Origin of the sequence: Nocardiopsis quinghaiensis (genome assembly GCF_008638365.1) — a bacterium.
GTDB classification, from domain to species: Bacteria; Actinomycetota; Actinomycetes; order Streptosporangiales; family Streptosporangiaceae; genus Nocardiopsis; species Nocardiopsis quinghaiensis.
This window is the reverse complement of the sequence record NZ_ML703337.1, coordinates 1-18186: the sequence shown is the minus strand read 5'-3', so window position 1 is coordinate 18186 and position 18186 is coordinate 1. Positions and strand designations below refer to the sequence as shown.

The window sequence follows — 18186 nt, the reverse complement described above, 5'->3', positions numbered from 1 at the left end:
GCTCATCCCGGTTCCGAGGGGGATAACACACGCTCGGTGGCCACTTTCGGCCATATCGTGACCAGTCGCCCGTTCCGCGCAGAACAAGCAGCACGTGCTCGGTCCGTCGCGTGGCCGCCGCCGCGCTCGGGTCCATCGCGTTCCGGCGGGGGCCAGGCGGTCGGCGGCGGCCCCTCCCCGGTGGGCGGCGGACGCCCGGGGTCCGCGGCCGGGGCCCGGCTCCCGGAGAGCCGGCCCCCGCGCCCGGGCGGTCATCCCGTCGGCGTCATGGGGGGCTGCTGCTCCACCCCGGCCGGTACCTGGAGATAGGTCAGGACCGCCACCACCACGAGCAGCAGGCCCGTGATCAGGACCGCCGAGGCGGTCCAGCGCGCCCAGTGCCGGGTCCCGGTACCGGAGAGGACGAACGCGAGGGCGGCCGTGAGGGCGGTGGCCGCGGCCAGTGTGCCGCTGACGGTGATCTGCGTGTTGAGCTGGGCCACCTGCGCCGCGGCCACGGGCTGGTCGCCGATGGAGCTCACGGTCGCGAGCAGCCCGATCAGCTGGCCGGAGAACACGGTGATGGCGAGCAGGAACAGGGCGACCAGGCTGAAGGTCTCCGTGGAGAGCACACCCCCGGGTCGGGGTTCCACGCTGGAGGCGGACTCCTCGGCGGCCACCGTCTCGGTGGCGGCCTCCGTGGTCTCGTCGGACTCGTCGGACTCTGGGTCGTGGTCGGTCGGGCCGGTGTTTTCCAGTGAGGTGTTCAAGCGGCCAACGTACCCACGGTTCGGCGTAAAGGGCGCCTAAGGCCCTCATGGCCAGCCGCCCGTACGCATAAAACAATCACACGTGCTTGTTTTATGGTGTGTCCGGTGTCACGCTCGTGTCCATGACTGCGACACCGGTGCCCCCGCTGTTGGTCGGGAACGCCTCCGGCTTCTACGGAGACCGCTTCTCCGCCATCCACGAGATGCTCACCGAAGGACGGCTGGACGTCCTCACCGGTGACTACCTGGCCGAGCTGACCATGGCCGTCCTCGGCCGCGACCAGCTCGGCGACCCCGGCCGCGGCTACGCCCGCACCTTCCTGCGGCAGATGCGCGACAGCCTGGAACTGATCATGGAGCGCCGGATCCGGGTGGTCACCAACGCTGGCGGGCTCAACCCGCGCGGGCTCGCCGACCGGCTCACCGAGCTCGCCGACGGGCTCGGCCTCGAACCCCGCATCGCCTGTGTGACCGGCGACGACCTCATCGACCGGGCCGAGGAGCTCGACCTCGGCTCCCCGCTGACCGCCAACGCCTACCTGGGCGCCTTCGGTATCGCCGCGTGCCTGGACGCGGGCGCCGACATCGTCGTCACCGGCCGTGTCACCGACGCCTCCCTGGCCGTGGGTCCCGCCGTCTCCCACTTCGGCTGGTCCGCCGGCGACCTGGACGCCCTGGCCGGGGCCACCGCCGCCGGGCACGTCATCGAGTGCGGCACCCAGGCCACCGGCGGCAACTACGCCCCGCCAACCGGGAACCGGGACGGGGCGGGCGTTCCGGACCACCCCGGCTTCCCCCTCGCTCAGATCCACGCGGACGGCAGCGCGGTCATCACCAAGCACCCCGGCAGCGGCGGCGCCGTCACCACGGGGACCGTCACCGCCCAACTCGTCTACGAGGTCTCCGGCCCCCGTTACCCCGGACCCGACGTCACCACCCGCCTGGACACCGTCCGCCTCACACCGCAGGGCCCCGACCGCGTCCTGCTCAGCGGGACGCGCGGAGAGGAGCCGCCCGCCGACCTCAAGGTGGGCCTGACCAACATCACCGGCTTCCGCAACGAGGTCGAGTTCCTCATCCCCGGACTGGACGCCGAGGCCAAGGCCGCCCTGGTCGAGCGCCAGCTGCGCGCGGGGCTGGCCGCGCGTGAACCGCGGGACCTGCGGTTCACGCTCGTGCCCGCCGAGGATCCCCACGGCCCCACCCAGGAAGCGGCCACCGCCCGGCTGCGCGTGGTCGCCCGTGACCACGACCCCGCCGCCGTCGGACGCTCCTTCGGCGCGGCCGCCGTGGAACTGGCCCTGGGCAGCTACGCCGGGTTCCACCTCACCTCGCCGCCGCGCGACGCCCGGCCCGACGGGGTCGCCGCCACCCACGCCTTCGTGCCCGCCACCGAGGTGGAGCACACCGCGATCCTCCCCGACGGCCGACGGGTGGTCATCGCTCCCGTGCCCCGCACCCGCGACCTGGCCGAGGTCCCCGAGCCCCCGTTGCCCGACCCCCTGCCGGAGGGCCCCACCCGGCCGGCGCCTCTCGGCCTGGTCCTGGGCGCGCGCAGCGGCGACAAGGGCGCCGACGCCAACCTGGGTGTGTGGGCGGACAGCGACCCGGCGTGGCGATGGCTGGCGACCACCCTCACCGCCGACCTGCTGCGCGAGCTGCTCCCCGAGACCGCCGACCTGGAGGTCACCCGGTACCTGCTGCCCCACCTGCGCGCCGCCAACTTCTGGATCGAGGGCATGCTCGCCCCCGGCACCGTCCGGCGCGAGGGCACCGATCCGCAGGCCAAGGGGCTGGGGGAGTGGCTGCGAGCACGGAGGACGCCGATCCCCGAGGCGCTGCTGCCGGAGGTGGAGCGTCCGTGAGCACCCTGGGAACCCGGCTCGACACCTCCTCGCCCGACTTCGCCCGGTCCCGCGAGGCCATGCTCGCCGAACTCGCGGAGATCGACGCCGAACACGCCAAGGCCCTGGCCGGGGGCGGGCAGCGCTACGTGGAGCGCCACCGCGCCCGGGGCGGGCTGCTGGTCCGTGAGCGGATCGAACTCCTCCTGGACGAGGGAAGCCCCTTCCTGGAACTGTCGCCGCTCGCCGCGTGGGGCAGCGACTTCCACGTCGGCGCCAGCCTCGTCACCGGGGTGGGCGTCGTCTCCGGGGTGGAGTGCGTGCTGGTGGCCAACGACCCCACGGTGCGTGGCGGATCCAGCAACCCGTGGACCCTGAGGAAGTCGACGCGGGCCGCCGAGATCGCCGAGCACAACCGGATGCCGCTGATCAGCCTGGTGGAGTCCGGCGGCGCGGACCTGCCCACCCAGAAGGAGATCTTCGTCCCGGGCGGGCGGACCTTCCGCGACCTGACCCGCCTGTCCGCCGCCGGCATCCCCACCGTCGCGCTGGTCTTCGGCAACTCCACGGCCGGAGGCGCCTACGTTCCCGGCATGAGCGACCACGTGGTCATGGTGCGCGAGCGCTCCAAGGTGTTCCTGGGCGGCCCGCCGCTGGTCAGGGCGGCCACGGGGGAGGAGAGCGACGACGAGTCGCTGGGCGGGGCCCGCATGCACGCCGAGGTGTCCGGACTGGCCGACCACCTGGCCGAGGACGAGCACGACGCCCTGCGCGTCGGGAGGCGGATCGTGGCCCGCCTCAACCACCGCAAGGAGGGGGCCCGAAACCGGGGCGCCGCCCCCGAACCCCTGCACCCGGCCGAGGACCTGATCGGCGTCATGCCGCCCGACCTCAAGGTGCCCGTGGACCCGCGCGAGATCATCGCCCGCGTCGTGGACGGCTCGGAGTTCGACGAGTTCAAGCCCTCCTACGGCAGCGGCCTGGTCACCGGATGGGCGAACCTGCACGGCTACCCCGTCGGCGTCCTGGCCAACGACAACGGTGTGCTCTTCAGCGCCGAGGCGCAGAAGGCCGCCCAGTTCATCCAGCTCGCCAACCGCACCGACACCCCGCTGGTGTTCCTGCACAACACCACCGGGTACATGGTCGGCCGGGACTACGAGCAGGGCGGCATCATCAAGCACGGCTCGATGATGATCAACGCCGTCTCCAACAGCACCGTCCCGCACTTCTCGGTGCTCGTGGGCGCCTCCTACGGCGCCGGCCACTACGGGATGTGCGGGCGGGCCTACGACCCCCGCTTCCTGTTCGCCTGGCCCAGCACCCGCTCCGCCGTCATGGGGCCCAGGCAGCTCGCCGAGGTCCTGTCCATCGTCGCCCGCCAGTCCGCGGCCAGGAAGGGACGGCCCTACGACGAGGACCAGGACGCCGCGGTCCGGGAGATGGTCGAGAACCAGATCGAGGCCGAGTCGCTGCCGCTGTTCCTGTCCGGTCGGGTCTACGACGACGGCGTCATCGACCCCCGCGACACCCGTACCGTCCTGGGCCTGTGCCTGTCCTACGCCCACAACGCACCCGTCCGGGGCACCGACCGCTTCGGCGTCTTCCGGATGTGAGGGGGAGAGAACCGTGAACGACGTGCCCTTCACCACGGGCCGGGGAGGGGAGCGGCCCGCCGCCCACCGACCCGTCACCTCCCTGCTGGTCGCCAACCGGGGCGAGATCGCCCGCCGGATCCTGCGCACCTGCCGCTGCCTAGGCATCACCACCGTCGCGGTCCACGCCCCGGGGGAGGAGACCGCCGCGCACGTGACCGAGGCCGACACCGCCGTGCGCCTGCCCGTCCCCGACGGACGCGGACCCGTGCACGCCTACCTCGACCCCCGCGCCGTGGTCGGGGCCGCCCTCGCCGCCGGTGCCGACGCCGTCCACCCCGGCTACGGCTTCCTGTCCGAGAACCCCGGCCTGGCCCGCGCCGTCACCGACGCCGGACTCACCTGGATCGGCCCCTCCGCCGACGCCGTCGAACGCATGGGCGCCAAGACCCGTGCCAAGCGGATCGCCCGCGACGCCGGAGTGCCCGTCGCCGACGCCCTCGCCCCCGAGGACGTGCGCACCGAACACCTGCCCGTGCTGGTCAAGGCCGTATCCGGGGGCGGCGGGCGCGGTATGCGCGTGGTCCGCGACCTCGCCGACCTGCCCTCCGAGGCGGAGGCCGCACGTGCCGAGGCGGCCTCCGCCTTCGGTGACCCGGCCGTGTTCTGCGAGCCCTACGTTCCACGGGGCCGCCACATCGAGGTGCAGGTCCTGGCCGACGCCCACGGCACCGTCTGGGCCCTGGGCGAGCGCGACTGCTCCGTCCAGCGCCGCCACCAGAAGGTCATCGAGGAGACCCCCGCCCCGGGCCTGCCCGACCCCCTGCGCCGGCACCTGCACGAGGCCGCCCGCCGCATGGCCTCCGCCATCGACTACACCGGCGCCGGAACCGCCGAGTTCCTCGTGCCCGTCTCCGGGGAGGGCTTCGGCGACCCCGTCTTCCTGGAGATGAACACCCGCCTCCAGGTCGAGCACCCCGTCACCGAGTGCGTCACCGGGCTGGACCTGGTCGAGTGGCAGATCCGGATCGCCGAGGGCGAACCCCTGCCCGGAGGCGGCCCGCCCGCGCCGCGCGGCCACGCCGTCGAGGCCCGTCTGTACGCCGAGGACCCCCGCGAGGACTGGCGTCCCCGCACCGGCACCCTGCACGGCTTCGACGTCCCCGCCGCCACTGCCCGGTTCGCCCCCCTCACGGCTCCCGGGGTGCGCCTGGACAGCGGTGTCGAACCCGGCGACACCGTCGGCACCGACTTCGACCCACTGCTCGCCAAGGTCGTCGCCCACGGGCACGACCGCCGCGACGCGGTCCGCCGCCTGGCCTCCGCCCTGGCCACCGCGCGCGTCCACGGGGTGGGCACCAACCGCGACCTGCTCGTACGGGTGCTGCGCGATCCCGCGTTCGGGGCGGCCCAGACCCACCCCGAACAGCTGCACACCGGCTACCTGGACACCGGGCGGCGCACCGACCTCGCCCGCCCCCTGGCCGACCCCGCCACCGAGCGACTCGCCGCCCTGGCCGCGTCCCTGGCCGCCGCCGAGGACGCCCGCACCGGCGCCACCGTTCCCGCCGGGATCCCCGCCAACTGGCGCAACCTGTCCTCCCAGCCGCACGTGCGCCGACACGTCGTCGCCGGGGGCGGCGAGGTCACCACCGCCTACCGCGCCCTCCGGGGCGCCTACCTGCCGGAGCAGTCCGGGATCCGCGTGCTCTCGGCCGCGCCCGGGCTGGTGGTCCTGGAGGAGCACGGCCTGCGCCGCGCCTTCCGCGTCCGCCGCGGCGGCGCCGACGTCCACGTCGACTCGCCCTTGGGACCGGTCACCCTCACCCCCGTCGACCCCCTCCCCGAACCCGAGGCCGCGATCGACCCCGGCGCCCTGCCCGCGCCCATGCCGGGCACCGTCACCGCCGTGGACGTCGCCGTGGGGGACCGGGTCGCCGAGGGTCAGACCCTGCTGCGCATGGAGGCCATGAAGATGGAGCACCGCGTCACCGCACCCGCCGCCGGTGCCGTCCGGGAGATCCCGGTCGCGGCGGGGCAGAGGGTGCCCGCCGGGGCGCCCCTGGCCGTACTCGACTACGAAGGGGCCGAACAGTGACCGGTGCCATGACCTTCAACGAATCCGCCGAGCGCGTCGAACTGCGTGCCGCCGTGTCCGCGTTCGCCGCCGGATACGGGCCCGACTACTACCGGGCCAGGGCCCGGGAGGACGCCTACCTCACCGACCTGTGGCGCGAGGCCGGCAAGCTCGGCTACCTGGGCGTCAACATCCCCGAGGAGTACGGCGGCGGTGGCGGCGGCATCGGCGACCTGGCCGCCGTCCTGGAGGAGCTCGGCGCCGCCGGGTGCCCCACCCTGATGATGGTGGTCTCCCCGGCCATCTGCGGCACCGTCCTGTCCCGCTTCGGCACCCCCGGCCAACAGCGGCGCTGGCTGCCCGGACTGGCCACGGGCGAGACGATCATGGCCTTCGCCATCACCGAGCCCGACGCCGGGTCCAACGCCCACCGCATCACCACCACCGCGCGCCGCGACGGCGACGGCTGGGTCCTCAGCGGCCGCAAGACCTTCATCTCCGGCGTGGACGTCGCAGACGCCGTCCTCGTCGTCGGCCGCGTCCAGGACGAGGACACCGGGCGCCTGTCCGCCGCGCTGTTCGCGGTGCCCACCGACACCCCGGGCTTCGAGGCCCGCCGGATCGAGATGGACCTGGTCAGCCCCGACCACCAGTTCCAGCTGTTCATGGACGACATGCGCCTGCCCGCCGACGCCCTGGTCGGCGACCCCGAGGCCGGACTCCTCCAGCTCTTCGCGGGACTCAACCCCGAACGCGTCATGGCCGCCTCCCTGGCCACGGGCAGCGCCCGCTACGTCCTGGACAAGGCCGTCGCCTACGCCGGGGAGCGGAAGGTGTGGCGCGACACCCCCATCGGCGCCCACCAGGGGCTGGCCCACCCGCTGGCACAGGTCAAGATCGAACTGGAGCAGGCCCGTCTGATGACCCAGCACGCGGCGCTCCGCTACGATTCCGGCGACGACGCGGGAGCGGGGGAGGCGGCCAACATGGCCAAGTACGCCGCCGCGGAGGCGTGCGTGCGCGCGGTCGACCAGGCCGTGCAGACCCTCGGGGGCAACGGCCTGGCCAGCGAGTACGGTCTGGGATCGGCGATCGCCGCCGCCCGCCTGGCGCGCATCGCCCCGGTGAGCCGGGAGATGGTGCTCAACTACGTGGCACAGCAGTCCCTCGGCCTGCCCAAGTCGTACTGACCGGAGGAACTCCGCCGCGGGCGCCCGCAGGGGCGTCCGCGCGGCGTGGTGGGGAGAGGCGACACGTGGACACCGAGGCCGACCGCGAGCCGCGCCAGGAGCGCAGCCGGGCCACCCGTGCCCGGCTGCTGGCGGCCGCCGTGGCCTGCCTGGCCGAACACGGCGCGGCCGGTGCCACCGTGGGCGCGGTGGCGCGACGGGCCGGAGTGTCCCGGGGCGCGGCCCAGCACCACTTCCCCACCCGCGAGGACCTGTTCCTGGCCGCGCTGCGGCACATGCTCGACAGCCGGGGAGAGGAGCTGCGGCGCGGTGCGGCCGCCGTCCCCGAGGGGCCCGGGCGCACCGAGGCGGTCGTGCAGATGGTCGTGGACGCGTTCACCGGGGTGGACTTCCGGGCCGCCCTCCAGCTGTGGTCGGCGGCCGCGAGCGACCCGGTCCTGCGCGAGCGGATCATCCCCATGGAGGAGCGGATGGGTCGGGAGGTCCACCGGTCCGCCGTGGCGCTGCTGGGCGTGGACGAGACGGTACCCGGGGTCCGTGAGACCGTGCAGGCGACCCTGGACCTGGCGCGCGGCCTGGGACTGGCCAACCTGCTCACCGACGACGAGCCCCGGCGGCGCCGGATCGTGCGCCAGTGGGCGCGCACACTCGACGAGCAGCTTCGGGACCGGACCGGTTGAAGCGGCTACCTACGCGGTGCGGAGCGTGTCTATCATCGAAGCAGCGGGCGCGGACCCGCCGAACGTGTCGTCCGGGACGGAAAAGGCGGTGTGAGGGTGAGTGCGGACGCGGGCAGCGACCTCCCGGGCCTGGCCAGACGGGCACTGGACGCCTTCGCGGAGAGCGCCTCGCGTCGCAGGGACCGCGACGCCCTGATGGACAACGCCTTCGCCGCGCTCTTCGACCTGTACCGGGCGACCTCGCCCGCCCAACGGCGCTCCCCGGGCGGACGGAACTTCAACGCCACCCTGGCCGAGCTGCTGTCGAGCGGAAACAACCCCGACCGGCTCGGCCTGTACGTGGTCCGCAGCCAGACCGCGGCCGAGAACGGCCGGCACGAGGCCTACCGGCCCGCCTGCTGGCGCCGGTCCATGCTGGAGTTGCTCGGTGAGGAGTTCGTGCCCTGGCGGGACTTCCTGCGCCCCGGGGACCTGGAGGCCGTCCAACGCATCGACGAGGCCCTCGCCGAGGTGGCGGGCAGCGCCCGGCCGGTCACCGAGGAGGAGGTTCCGGCCTGGGTGCCCGAGTCGCACTGGTGGTGGTGGGAACCCGCCCGCCAGCGCGGCGGGGAGGCCCCGGAGCGCCACGGCAGCGGTACCCTCGACGCCGTGGCCGGCGACTGACCCCCGGGTCCGGGCGGCGAAGGCCCCGCACACCGGCCGGGCGCGCCGGTCCCGGCCGGGAGGGGCGTCAGGCCACACCCCTGATCCGCCAGACGAGAACGGCGCCGAGCAGGCTGAGCAGCCCGCACACGGTGTACAGCACCGGGTACCCGCCCAGGTGGACCACGATCGGCCCGGCCAGGGCGGGGGCGATCACCTGGGGCCCGGCACTGGCGATGTTGACGATCCCCAGGTCCTTGGCCCGCCCCTCGGCGGCCGGGAGCACCTGGGTGACCAGGGCGTTGTCCACCGACAGGAAGATGCCGAAGCCGACGCCCAGGACCACCGCGCACACCAGGACCATCGTCCACGTGGGGAAGGCGGCGACCAGGAACGCGGGTACGGCCGCCACCACACCCGCCAGGCACACCATGCCCCGGCGGCGGCCGGTCCGGTCCGAGACCAGTCCGGCGAGCACGGTCGTGGACACCACGGCCGCCGTGTAGACGAGGATCAGCACCAGCAGGCCGTCCGTCGCCGAGGAGCCGGGGAACAGCTCCTCGTAGCCCACGCCGTCGACCAGGAAGTAGAGCAGGTAGAGGGTGAACATGGCGTTCCCCGTCTGCATGAGGAAACGGGTCAGCCACGCCCAGGCGAAGTCGGGGTACCTGCGCGGGGACACCCACAGCCCGCGCGCGAACGTCCTCCACTCCGGACGCGCCTCGCGGGGCAGCGGCGGGTCGGGGGCCAGCAGCGCGAACGGGAGCGCGCAGGCGATGGTCAGCACGCCGACCAGGGTGTAGCCGGGAGCGGTTCCGGTGACCACCACCGTCACCAGGAGCACGGCGACCACCACGCCCGCCGACTGGGGGATGCCGATCCACCCCGAGACCGCGCCGCGCTGGCGGACGGGCACGTGGTCGGGCACGGCGGCGAGCAGGGTCGCGTTCAGGCAGGACAGCGCGGCCTGCACGAAGGACCACCCCAGCAGGACGCCGAGGACACCGTCCTGCCGGCCGAGGACCACCAGGCCCAGGCCGCCCAGGACCGCCCCGGCCAGGATCCACGGGCGTCGGCGCCCGAACCGGCCGGTGGTGCGGTCCGACAGCGCTCCGGCCAGCGGGGTGGCCAGGGTGGCGCAGGCCGCGCCCACACCGGTCACCCAGGCCAGGGCGGTCTCCTTGGAGCCGGAGGCGAGCAGGCCGACCTGCTCGGGCAGCAGGACCTGGAGGGGGCCGAAGAAGGCCACCCACATACCCAGGTTGGCCAGACTGATCCCGGCCACCCACAGGTGGCGGACGGGGCGTGTGGGTTCGGCGAGCGCCAGAGGGACTTCGGGGCGGTGCCGTGGTGGTGGCCCGGGGGAGGGCGGTGGCGCTGGGGGTGTGCGCACGTGTGACCTGCCTAACATGAATTCGTCTCATGTTAGGCCGATCGCACGGGCGGCGGAAGCCCCGCCGAGAGCACGTCGATCCGCTCCCCGTGCGAGGCCACCGCCTCGCGCAGCAGCGCGGAGTACTCCCGCGTGCCCTCCTCGGTGACCTCGTACTCCGTTCGGGGCGGCCCTCCGGCGGTGGACGGCGCGACCTCGTGGGCGTGCAGCAGCCCCTGCCTGGCCGTCTGCTCCAGAGCGCGGTGGACCGACCCCGGCTTGGCGTTGGACCACTCGTGCGCGCCCCAGAACTCCAGGTCGTTCCGTACCTGGTAGCCGTGGGCCCGCCCGTGCAGGCGGACGGCCCCGGGGACCAGCAGCGGGACCAGCAGCCGGATGGCCGACTCCGCACACCCCTCACGCGTGGTCTCCGCTGTTCAACCCCGACGAGGATATGTCCGCCCCTCGCGAGGGGACCGGTACGGGTCAGTCGTGCCCGGGTACCGGGTCGCCCTGGCGAGCGTGCTCGGCGCCCAGCGCGATCGGCGCGGCCAGCCACTCGTCGCGCAGCCCGAACGCGTTCACCAGCTGCATGGCGTGGGGCCGCAGGCCCCGGCACAGGTCGTTCACCGCCTGGGTGACCGCCTTGGCCCGGCTCGTGGACAGGCGCTCGTGCTCCAGGAACCAGGCGCGGTTCTCCTCCACCACCGACAGCACGTACAGGTCGCACAACCGGTTGAGCAGCTTGGCCGTCGAGGTGTCGCCGCAGCGGTCGATCCCCGCCACGAACGCCTCCAGCACCACCCGGTCCATGTGCGCGTGGCCCGCGGTGAGCACGTGGTCCTGGGCGCGGTTGAACGTCTCGAAGGCGTCGTTGCCCTCCTTCCCCGACCTGCGCAGCCGTGCGGCCAACCCCTCGACGACGTGTTTCTCGCGGTCCTCCAGCAGCTCCAGCTGCCAGCCCCGGTTGTACAGGCCGGACTCCTCACCGCGCCCGGGGGCGGCCGCGACGAGCCGGTCGATCAGCGGGATCGCGGCGGTGCGCTCGATGACCGTCTCGAAGACCTTGCCCGCCATGAAGCGGACCAGTCCCAGCTGGTCCAGGTCGCCGAACGAGTCCTGGAAGTTGGTCAGCAGGCTCTTCGTGAGCTGCTGCATCAGGACCGTGTTGTCGCCCTCGAACGTGGTGAAGATGTCGGAGTCGGCCTTGAGCTGCGGAATGCGGTTCTCCGCCATGTAGCCGGCGCCGCCGCACGCCTCGCGGCACATCTGGATGGTCCTGGTGGCGTGCCAGGTGGCCACCGCCTTGAGCCCGGCCGCCCGCGACTCCAGTTCCCGCTGGGCGCGGTCGTCGTGTTCGGAGGACAGGGACAGCTCGTGCAGGCGGGTCACCAGCTCCTCCTGCGCGAAGTGCAGCGCGTAGGTGCGGGCCAGCGCGGGCAGCAGCTTGCGCTGGTGCGCCAGGTAGTCCAGGACGCGCACCTCGCGCTCGGGCCCTCCGTCGGTCCCGGGGCGCCCGAACTGGCGGCGGGTGTCGCCGTAGCGCACCGCGATGGTCAGCGCGGCCTTGGTGGCGGTGCCCGAGCCGCCCGCGACGCTGATCCGGCCGCGGATGAGTGTGCCGAGCATGGTGAAGAAGCGCCGGTTCTTGCTCTCGATGGGGCTGGAGTAGGTGCCGTCGGGGGCCACGTCCCCGTACCGGTTGAGCAGGTTGGCGCGCGGGACGCGAACGTGGTCGAACTCCAGGCGGCCGTTGTCCACACCGTTGAGTCCGGCCTTGACACCGCAGTCCCCGATGCGCACGCCCGGCATGGGCTCGCCCCGCCCGTCGCGGACCGGGACCATCAGGGCGTGCACGCCCTGCTCCTCGCCGTCGGTGTTGAGCTGTGCGAAGACCACCGCCATGCGGCCGTCGCGTGCGGCGTTGCCGATGTAGTCCTTGCGCGCCGACTCGTCGGGCGTGTGGACCACGAACTCCTCGGTGCCGGGATCGTAGGTGGCCGTGGTGCGCAGGCTCTGCACGTCCGAACCGTGGCCGGTCTCGGTCATCGCGAAGCATCCGGGCAACTCCAGCGACATCACGTCGGGCAGGTACCCGGTGTGGTGGCGTTCGGTGCCCAGGGCGCTGATCGCCCCACCGAACAGTCCCCACTGCACACCCATCTTCACCATGAGGGACAGGTCGTTGACCAGCATCTCGAAGCCGACCACGGAGGCGCCGACGTCGTCGCGGCCGCCCACCGAGCCGGGGAAGCCGTAGGTGGGCAGGTCGGTCTTGGCCAGGGCCTTGAGCTGGGTGAGGGTGCGGACGCGGTGTTCCTCCACCGACAGCCCGTGGACGGGGGCGAACAGCTCTCCCTGGAGGACGTCGCGTGCCTGTTCGCGCACGTGGGCCCAGCGTCCGTCGAGGAGGCCGCGCAGTTCGGCCTCGTCCAACCTCAGCGCCTGTTCGGTCATGTGCTCCCCCTGTTGGTCCTCGTTGACGCGGCCCTGTCCCCGTGACTACCACCGCCGGACGGGGCGGAAACGGCACGGACACGCCCGGCCGCGGGTCGAGAGCGGTACACGGCCAACCGTAGGGGAGGAGCGGGGACGGGCCGGGTCCCGGCCGGACGGTTGGGCAGGCCCCGTCCGAGGTAGTCCAGTCACCGGGTGCTCGGCGTGAACGGAGGCGGGCACGCCGCAGCCGGGGGAGAGGGAGAAGAGACCGTGGATCAGCGCACGCCCGAGGAGCCGAACGCCCGGACACGGGTACTCCTGGCCGGATGGTTCTCGTTCGTGGAGGGGGAGGCCACGGCGGGCGATGTCGGGGCGGCGGAGACGGTCTCGGCCGCACTGCGGGAGGACGGTGTCGTCCACGACATCGCGTGGAGCCCCGGTTTTCGCTCTGAGGGGCCCTCCCTCGGCGAGGTGGACCCGACCGCCTATTCGCACCTGGTCTTCGTGTGCGGTCCGGTCAGCGGGCGCCAGGTCGAGGACCTCCACCGGACCTTCGCGTCCTGTCGGCGGATCGCGGTCGGCGTGTCGGTGACCGACTCCCGGTCCCCGGCCTTCCTCGGCTTCCACACCGTGCTGGCCCGCGACGGAGCGGGGGAGGAACCGCGGCGCGACCTCGCCGCGGGCGCCCCCGCGGGCTCTCCGGTACCGGTCGTGGGAGTGTCCACCGCGCCCGGCCAGGGCGAGTACCGGGACCGGTCGGCCCACGCGGGGGTGCACCGGGCCCTGGAGGAGTGGCTCGTGACCAAGGACTGCGCGCGTGTGCCGGTCGACACCCGGCTGGACACGGCCGACTGGCTGCACTGCGCCGAACCGCACCAGTTCGACGCCCTGGTGCGACGGATGGACCTGGTGGTGACCACCCGCCTGCACGGACTGGTGCTGGCCCTGCGCAACGGGGTGCCCGCCATGGTGGTGGACCCCGTCGTGGGCGGCGCCAAGGTCGCGGCCCAGGGCAGGGTCTGGGACTGGCCGGTGGAGACGGTCCGCCACCCGGAGGAGGAACTCGACCCCGGACGCCTGGACCGGCTCTGGAAGTGGTGTCTGGACTTCGGCCCCCAGGCTGCCCTGTCCCGGTCGGGCGACCTCGGCCCGTCGGTGGTGGGCGCGCTGTCGGAGGCGCTGCGGGGACACACGCCCGGCCGCGACCGCGCCTGACGGCGGTCGCGCCCGGTCCCACGCGCGCGGTCAGACCGCCAGCGAGGCGGGCACGGGGGCCCCGGCGGGAACGTCGGTGTGCACACGGCGCAGCAGGTCGTCCAGGGACAGGCCGAGCGCGGTGGCGATCGACGCGACCGTGAAGAACGCCGGTGTGGGGATGCGCCCGCCCTCGATCTTGCGCAGGGTCTCGACCGAGATCCCGGCCCGGCGCGCGACGCCGACCATCGTGTGCTCCCCGCGGGCCTGCCGGAGCAGGGCCCCCAGGAGGCGGCCGCGCTCGATCTGGTCTGCGGTCAGCGGTTCTCGAACCATGGGGGGATTCTAACCGCTCCGCGTTGGGGGCCAACAGGAATACCGGTATGGCTGTTGGCGTAGGGCGCGGAGAACGCGCCGGGAGCGCCGACGACGAGGCCGTGCAGGCATCCCCTCCGGCGGGTGCCCGCCGACGGCGGCCGGGCCGCGCACCGCGAGCAGACCGTGGCCGTCACCGAGGAGGGGCGGCCGTGCTCACCGCCTCCTGACCGGGTCTCAGGCCAGCCCCGGAACGGCCAGCTCCAGGCTTCCGCCGTGGGTGTCGAGCAGTGCCGGGACACCCAGCGGCATGGTGAGCTGGGCCGCGCAGTGCCCGAACTCCAGCCCCCACAGCACCGGAACCCCCAGCGGCTCCAGGCGGTCGCGCATCAGTTCGGCGACCATCCCGGGGTCGGGCGGGCAGTCGGTCCACGTGCCCAGGGCCACACCGGCCACTCCGTCCATCCATCCGGTGCGCAGCAGGTGGGTGAGCATCCGGTCGATTCGGGCCACGTCCTCGCCGATGTCCTCCAGCAGCAGGATGCCGCCCGACGCCGACAGGCGGCTGTGCGGAGTGGCCAGGCCGTCGTTGAGCAGGCTCAGGTTCCCGCCGAAGGTCACGCCCTCGGCCCGGCCCGGTACCAGCGCGTGCGCGCCCGGCGAGGTCAGCAGGATCCGCCGCTCGGGGTGGAACAACGTGGTGCGCAGCTCCTCCTGGGCCGCCGCGTCGCCCACGAAGTAGCGGGTGCCGACCACCGGTCCGTGCACCGTGGCCACCCCGAGCTCCACCGCGAACGCCTCGTGCAGAGCCGTGATGTCGCTGAACCCGATCAGCGCCTTGGGCTCGGCACCGCGCATCGCGTCGAAGTCCAACAGGTCCAGTGTCCGGTGGGCCCCGTCGCCGCCCCGCACGCAGAACACCGCGTCCACGTCCGGGTCGCACCAGGCCGCCTGCAGGTCGGCGGCCCGTGTGGCGTCCGGTCCGGCCAGGTAGGGCAGCCGCGGGTGCCGCTCGCGCACGTACGGGGCCGGCTCCACCTCCAGCCCCCAGCCGCGCAGCGTCCCCACCGCCGCGTCCAGCCGCTCCGCCGGGACCGGGCTGCACGGGGCGACCAGCCGCACCCGGTCGCCCTCCCGCAGCCGGGGCGGCCGGACCAGCTTCCGCACACCCCGCGGGTCCGGGGTCCGCGCCGCCGCGTCCGCCACCTCGGTCATCGCCTCGCCCACGCTTCGCCCTCCATGATCGTCCGCGTGCCCCGACACGGATCCCGCCTCCGCGGCCCGGCCACCAGAACCGCCAGTTTCCCAGTCGACCGGGGATCCGGACGTTCAGGCGCGCAGGAGCGTGTCCAGAACGCGCACGCCGAACCGCAGTCCCTCCAGCGGTACCCGCTCGTCCACGCCGTGCAGCAGGCCCGTGTAGTCCAGACCCTCGGGCTGCGCCAGGGGGGAGAAGCCGTAGCAGTCGATGCCGAGCCGGGCGAACACCTTGGCGTCCGTGCCCCCGGACATGCACATCGGTACCACGTGGGCGTCGGGATCGTGGACCAGCAGGGCCTCCCGCAGCGCCGCGAAGGCGGGGGAGTCCACCGGCGCGGCCACAGGCGGTGAGCCGTGCGCGTACTCCCAGGTCACACGGTCACCGGTGAGCTCGTTCATGGTGGTGGCGAACTGCTCCTCGCCCCCGGGCAGCACCCGGCCGTCCACGCCCGCGGTGGCCTCACCGGGTACCACGTTCACCTTGTACCCGGCCGAGAGCATGGTGGGCGCCGCGCTGTTGCGGGTGGTCGGGCCGATCAGCGGAGCGGCCGTCCCCAGCTTCTCCACCAGGGCGGCCATCGCCTCGGCGGTGCCGGTGTCGCCGGGGACGCGCTCGACCTCCAGGGCGGCGGCGATCGCGTCGATCGACGCCCGCGTGACGGGGGTCAGGTGCAGCGGCCACTCGTGGCGGTCGATCCGTGCGATGGCCTCGGCCAGGGCGCCGACCGCGTTGTCGCCCGGGGGGCGGGACCCGTGCCCGGCCGTGCCCCGGGCGCGCAGGGTCAGCCAGGCACTGCCGCGCTCGGCCGCGCCCACCGGGTACAGGCGTATCGGCTTGCCGGAGGTGGTGCGGGCGTGGATGCTCTCCCCGCCGCCCTCGCCGATCGCGGTGGTGCAGCCCTCGAACAGCTCGGGGTGCTCACGGACCAGGTAGTCGGCGCCGTAGGCGGCGCTGTCCTCCTCGTCGGCGACGAACGCCAGCACGATGTCGCGCCGGGGGCGCAGGCCGTTCCGCGCCCAGTGGCGCACGACGGCGGTGACCATGGCGATGGAGTCCTTCATGTCCACCGACCCGCGCCCCCACAGGGCGGGCGCGCCGGTGACGGGGCAGTCGGCGATCTCCCCGGCGAAGGGCGGCACCGTCCAGTCGGCGGCGTCGGCGGGCACCACGTCCAGGTGGCCGTGCACCAGCAGCGCGGGTGCGGTGGGATCGGTGCCGGGGACGCGTGCGACCACGTTCGCGCGCCGGGGAGCCGACTCCAGGATCCGGGGGGTCAGCCCGGCGTCGCCGAGCGCCTCGGCGGCGTACTCGGCGGCGGCGCGTTCGTCGCCCTGGCCATGCCCGTGGTTGGTGGAGTCGCGGCGGACGAGGCCGCGGGCCAGCTGGATGGCGTCCTCCCCGGCCGCCGCGAGGTCGTCGGTTCGCCCGGGAAAGGAGGTGGCGGTGTGGCCCACGTGCGCGGCCTCGCTCTCGGCTACAGGATTTCAGGGAAGGGAGGGGAGCACTGGCGACCCGTGGTGACGCGGTGCTCCCCGGCATAGTTCTACCAGTTCCGGACAGGGGCGCCCGAGCATTCCGGAGGCGGTGGACCGCCGTCCTACCCGGCCCACCGCGGAGGGGCGTCAGCCGTAGTCCGCTTCCATGGCGTTGGAGATGAGCGTGGTGACCGCCTTGAAGCAGCGGATCATCTCGTAGGCGTCCGGGGAGACGTAGCGGACCCGCCGTACCCCGACACGTGTGACGCCGGGGACGATGGCGGCGGCCTGGGCGAGCTGGGCGGAGTCGACCTCGACCTCCACGGCCCTGGGGCCCGGCTCGGCAGGGTCCAGGCGCCCGGCCAGCATCATAGCGGCGCGGGCACCGGCCCGGATGTCCCGCGCGGTCCTGAACGGGGGACGGCAGCGGGCCGCGTACCGGCTGACGTGGTCCTTGACCGCGACCGTCCGCGCGAACGGGGCGTAGGAGGCGGCGTCCTCGCAGGCGCGGTCGTCCCCGGTCACCAGGATGACGGGGGCGCCGTACTCGGCGACCACGGCGGCGTTGAGACGGCCCTCGCCAGCGGGTTCGCCGTCCAGCCACACGCCGGTCACCGCGTTGGGCAGGTAGGTGTGCGCGAGAACACCCTCGTCCCCGGCGCCGCAGTGGTAGCCGAGGAACACCACGCCGTCGCAGTCGCCGGACTGGACGCCCTCGACCATGGACAGCTCCTTGTGCCGCCCGGTGATCATGGTGGCGTCGCCGTTCAGCTCCTCCAGCAGGAGGTTGCGCATGGTCGCGTGCGCCTCGTTGACCAGGACCTCGGTGGCGCCGCCCTCGAACAGTCCCCCGATCGCGGCGTTGACGTCGCTGGTGAACATGGCGCGGCAGCGCTGCCACTGCTCGGTGCCGGGCTCGACGTCGGCGGGCCAGGTGACGCCCGTGGCGCCCTCCATGTCGGCGGAGACGAGGATCTTCACCCGCAAGACCCTATGCCCTGGGCCCCCGGCCATCCACGGCTCCACGCGCGCCTCTTCCGGAGGGACCGCGCCCGCGACCCCGAGGAGGCACCGCCTAGATGAGTAATTCCAAGGGGTGCATGGTCTGAGCATGAGGCGAGGGAGCCCATGGTCATGTTGTGACGCAAGACCTGAACTCCCTCGCCCGTGCACTCTACGACACCACCGCACGACTCCTGGAGCACCGCCCCGACCTGGCCCCCTGGCGCCCCACCATCGGCTTCCACCTCCGCCTGAGCGACGCCGACCTCATCACCCTGGCCCTGATGCAGGCCCTGCTCGGCCACACCAGCGAGGCCCGGTGGCTGCGCTACGCCCGCACCCACCTGTCGA

At 73.7% G+C, this 18186-nt stretch carries 14 protein-coding genes and 2 pseudogenes; 8 read left to right on the top strand and 8 right to left on the bottom strand.

Annotated features, from left to right (window positions below):
- Positions 1 to 251: 251 nt before the first annotated feature.
- The gene (locus FYX01_RS00080) at positions 252 to 749 is read right to left on the bottom strand and encodes a hypothetical protein (protein WP_223830218.1); all 498 of its coding nucleotides are present in this window, start codon (positions 747 to 749) and stop codon (positions 252 to 254) included.
- A gap of 122 nt (positions 750 to 871) precedes the next feature.
- On the opposite strand from FYX01_RS00080, the gene FYX01_RS00075 reads away from it, so the two are divergent.
- The 6 genes from FYX01_RS00075 (at position 872) to FYX01_RS00050 (ending at position 8798) form a co-directional block, all read left to right on the top strand.
- On the top strand, positions 872 to 2614 hold the full coding sequence (locus tag FYX01_RS00075) for an acyclic terpene utilization AtuA family protein (RefSeq protein ID WP_223830217.1): 1743 nt from the start codon (positions 872 to 874) through the stop codon (positions 2612 to 2614).
- A gap of 59 nt (positions 2615 to 2673) precedes the next feature.
- Complete coding sequence (locus FYX01_RS00070) at positions 2674 to 4209, top strand: acyl-CoA carboxylase subunit beta (protein ID WP_394350418.1); 1536 nt, start codon at positions 2674 to 2676, stop codon at positions 4207 to 4209.
- A 13-nt stretch (positions 4210 to 4222) separates the two neighbouring features.
- Positions 4223 to 6286, top strand: a complete 2064-nt coding sequence (locus tag FYX01_RS00065) for an ATP-binding protein (RefSeq protein ID WP_223830216.1) — start codon at positions 4223 to 4225, stop codon at positions 6284 to 6286.
- Between the two features lie 8 nt (positions 6287 to 6294).
- Positions 6295 to 7455: an acyl-CoA dehydrogenase family protein gene (locus FYX01_RS00060; RefSeq protein ID WP_394350411.1), complete on the top strand. Its 1161-nt coding sequence runs from the start codon at positions 6295 to 6297 to the stop codon at positions 7453 to 7455.
- Positions 7456 to 7520: 65 nt separating this feature from the next.
- The gene (locus FYX01_RS00055; RefSeq protein ID WP_150236333.1) at positions 7521 to 8135 is read left to right on the top strand and encodes a TetR/AcrR family transcriptional regulator; all 615 of its coding nucleotides are present in this window, start codon (positions 7521 to 7523) and stop codon (positions 8133 to 8135) included.
- Between the two features lie 90 nt (positions 8136 to 8225).
- A complete protein-coding gene (locus FYX01_RS00050) occupies positions 8226 to 8798 on the top strand; it encodes a hypothetical protein (protein WP_150236332.1) in 573 nt (190 codons plus the stop codon).
- Between the two features lie 67 nt (positions 8799 to 8865).
- Here the strand turns inward: FYX01_RS00050 and FYX01_RS00045 are convergent, their stop codons facing one another.
- The 3 genes and pseudogenes from FYX01_RS00045 to FYX01_RS00035 all read right to left on the bottom strand — a co-directional run bounded on the left by FYX01_RS00045 (position 8866) and on the right by FYX01_RS00035 (position 12606).
- Complete coding sequence (locus FYX01_RS00045) at positions 8866 to 10170, bottom strand: MFS transporter (RefSeq protein WP_394350410.1); 1305 nt, start codon at positions 10168 to 10170, stop codon at positions 8866 to 8868.
- A 56-nt stretch (positions 10171 to 10226) separates the two neighbouring features.
- A pseudogene (locus tag FYX01_RS00040) lies at positions 10227 to 10541 on the bottom strand (PadR family transcriptional regulator); the annotation flags it as partial.
- Positions 10542 to 10635: 94 nt separating this feature from the next.
- Positions 10636 to 12606 carry an acyl-CoA dehydrogenase family protein gene (locus FYX01_RS00035; protein WP_150236330.1) on the bottom strand — a complete coding sequence of 657 codons (1971 nt, stop codon included), beginning with the start codon at positions 12604 to 12606 and terminating at the stop codon, positions 10636 to 10638.
- Between the two features lie 252 nt (positions 12607 to 12858).
- Here FYX01_RS00035 and FYX01_RS00030 point away from each other — a divergent pair, with 252 nt between their 5' ends.
- Positions 12859 to 13803, top strand: a complete 945-nt coding sequence (locus tag FYX01_RS00030) for a polysaccharide pyruvyl transferase family protein (RefSeq protein ID WP_150236329.1) — start codon at positions 12859 to 12861, stop codon at positions 13801 to 13803.
- Positions 13804 to 13833: 30 nt separating this feature from the next.
- On the opposite strand, the gene FYX01_RS00025 is transcribed toward FYX01_RS00030, so the two are convergent.
- The 4 genes from FYX01_RS00025 to FYX01_RS00010 all read right to left on the bottom strand — a co-directional run bounded on the left by FYX01_RS00025 (position 13834) and on the right by FYX01_RS00010 (position 17814).
- Positions 13834 to 14118 (bottom strand): helix-turn-helix domain-containing protein, encoded by a 285-nt coding sequence (locus FYX01_RS00025; RefSeq protein ID WP_150236328.1) that lies wholly within the window; start codon positions 14116 to 14118, stop codon positions 13834 to 13836.
- 216 nt (positions 14119 to 14334) lie between these two features.
- Positions 14335 to 15312 carry a S66 peptidase family protein gene (locus FYX01_RS00020; protein WP_150236560.1) on the bottom strand — a complete coding sequence of 326 codons (978 nt, stop codon included), beginning with the start codon at positions 15310 to 15312 and terminating at the stop codon, positions 14335 to 14337.
- Positions 15313 to 15426: 114 nt separating this feature from the next.
- Positions 15427 to 16812, bottom strand: coding sequence for a M20/M25/M40 family metallo-hydrolase (locus FYX01_RS00015; RefSeq protein ID WP_150236327.1), 1386 nt, complete (start codon positions 16810 to 16812; stop codon positions 15427 to 15429).
- 168 nt (positions 16813 to 16980) lie between these two features.
- The gene (locus tag FYX01_RS00010) at positions 16981 to 17814 is read right to left on the bottom strand and encodes a M55 family metallopeptidase (protein WP_150236326.1); all 834 of its coding nucleotides are present in this window, start codon (positions 17812 to 17814) and stop codon (positions 16981 to 16983) included.
- Positions 17815 to 17972: 158 nt separating this feature from the next.
- Between FYX01_RS00010 and FYX01_RS00005 the strand changes: the two are divergent.
- Positions 17973 to 18186: pseudogene (locus FYX01_RS00005) on the top strand (IS982 family transposase); the annotation flags it as partial.

Excerpts from the sequence above, each read along its gene's own strand:
- FYX01_RS00020 (WP_150236560.1), bottom strand. The coding sequence starts at position 15,312 with ATGACCGAGGTGGCGGACGCGGCGGCGCGGACCCCGGACCCGCGGGGT.
- FYX01_RS00025 (WP_150236328.1), bottom strand. The coding sequence starts at position 14,118 with ATGGTTCGAGAACCGCTGACCGCAGACCAGATCGAGCGCGGCCGCCTC.
- FYX01_RS00035 (WP_150236330.1), bottom strand. The coding sequence starts at position 12,606 with ATGACCGAACAGGCGCTGAGGTTGGACGAGGCCGAACTGCGCGGCCTC.
- FYX01_RS00070 (WP_394350418.1), top strand. The coding sequence starts at position 2,674 with ATGCTCGCCGAACTCGCGGAGATCGACGCCGAACACGCCAAGGCCCTG.
- FYX01_RS00075 (WP_223830217.1), top strand. The coding sequence starts at position 872 with ATGACTGCGACACCGGTGCCCCCGCTGTTGGTCGGGAACGCCTCCGGC.
- FYX01_RS00060 (WP_394350411.1), top strand. The coding sequence starts at position 6,295 with ATGACCTTCAACGAATCCGCCGAGCGCGTCGAACTGCGTGCCGCCGTG.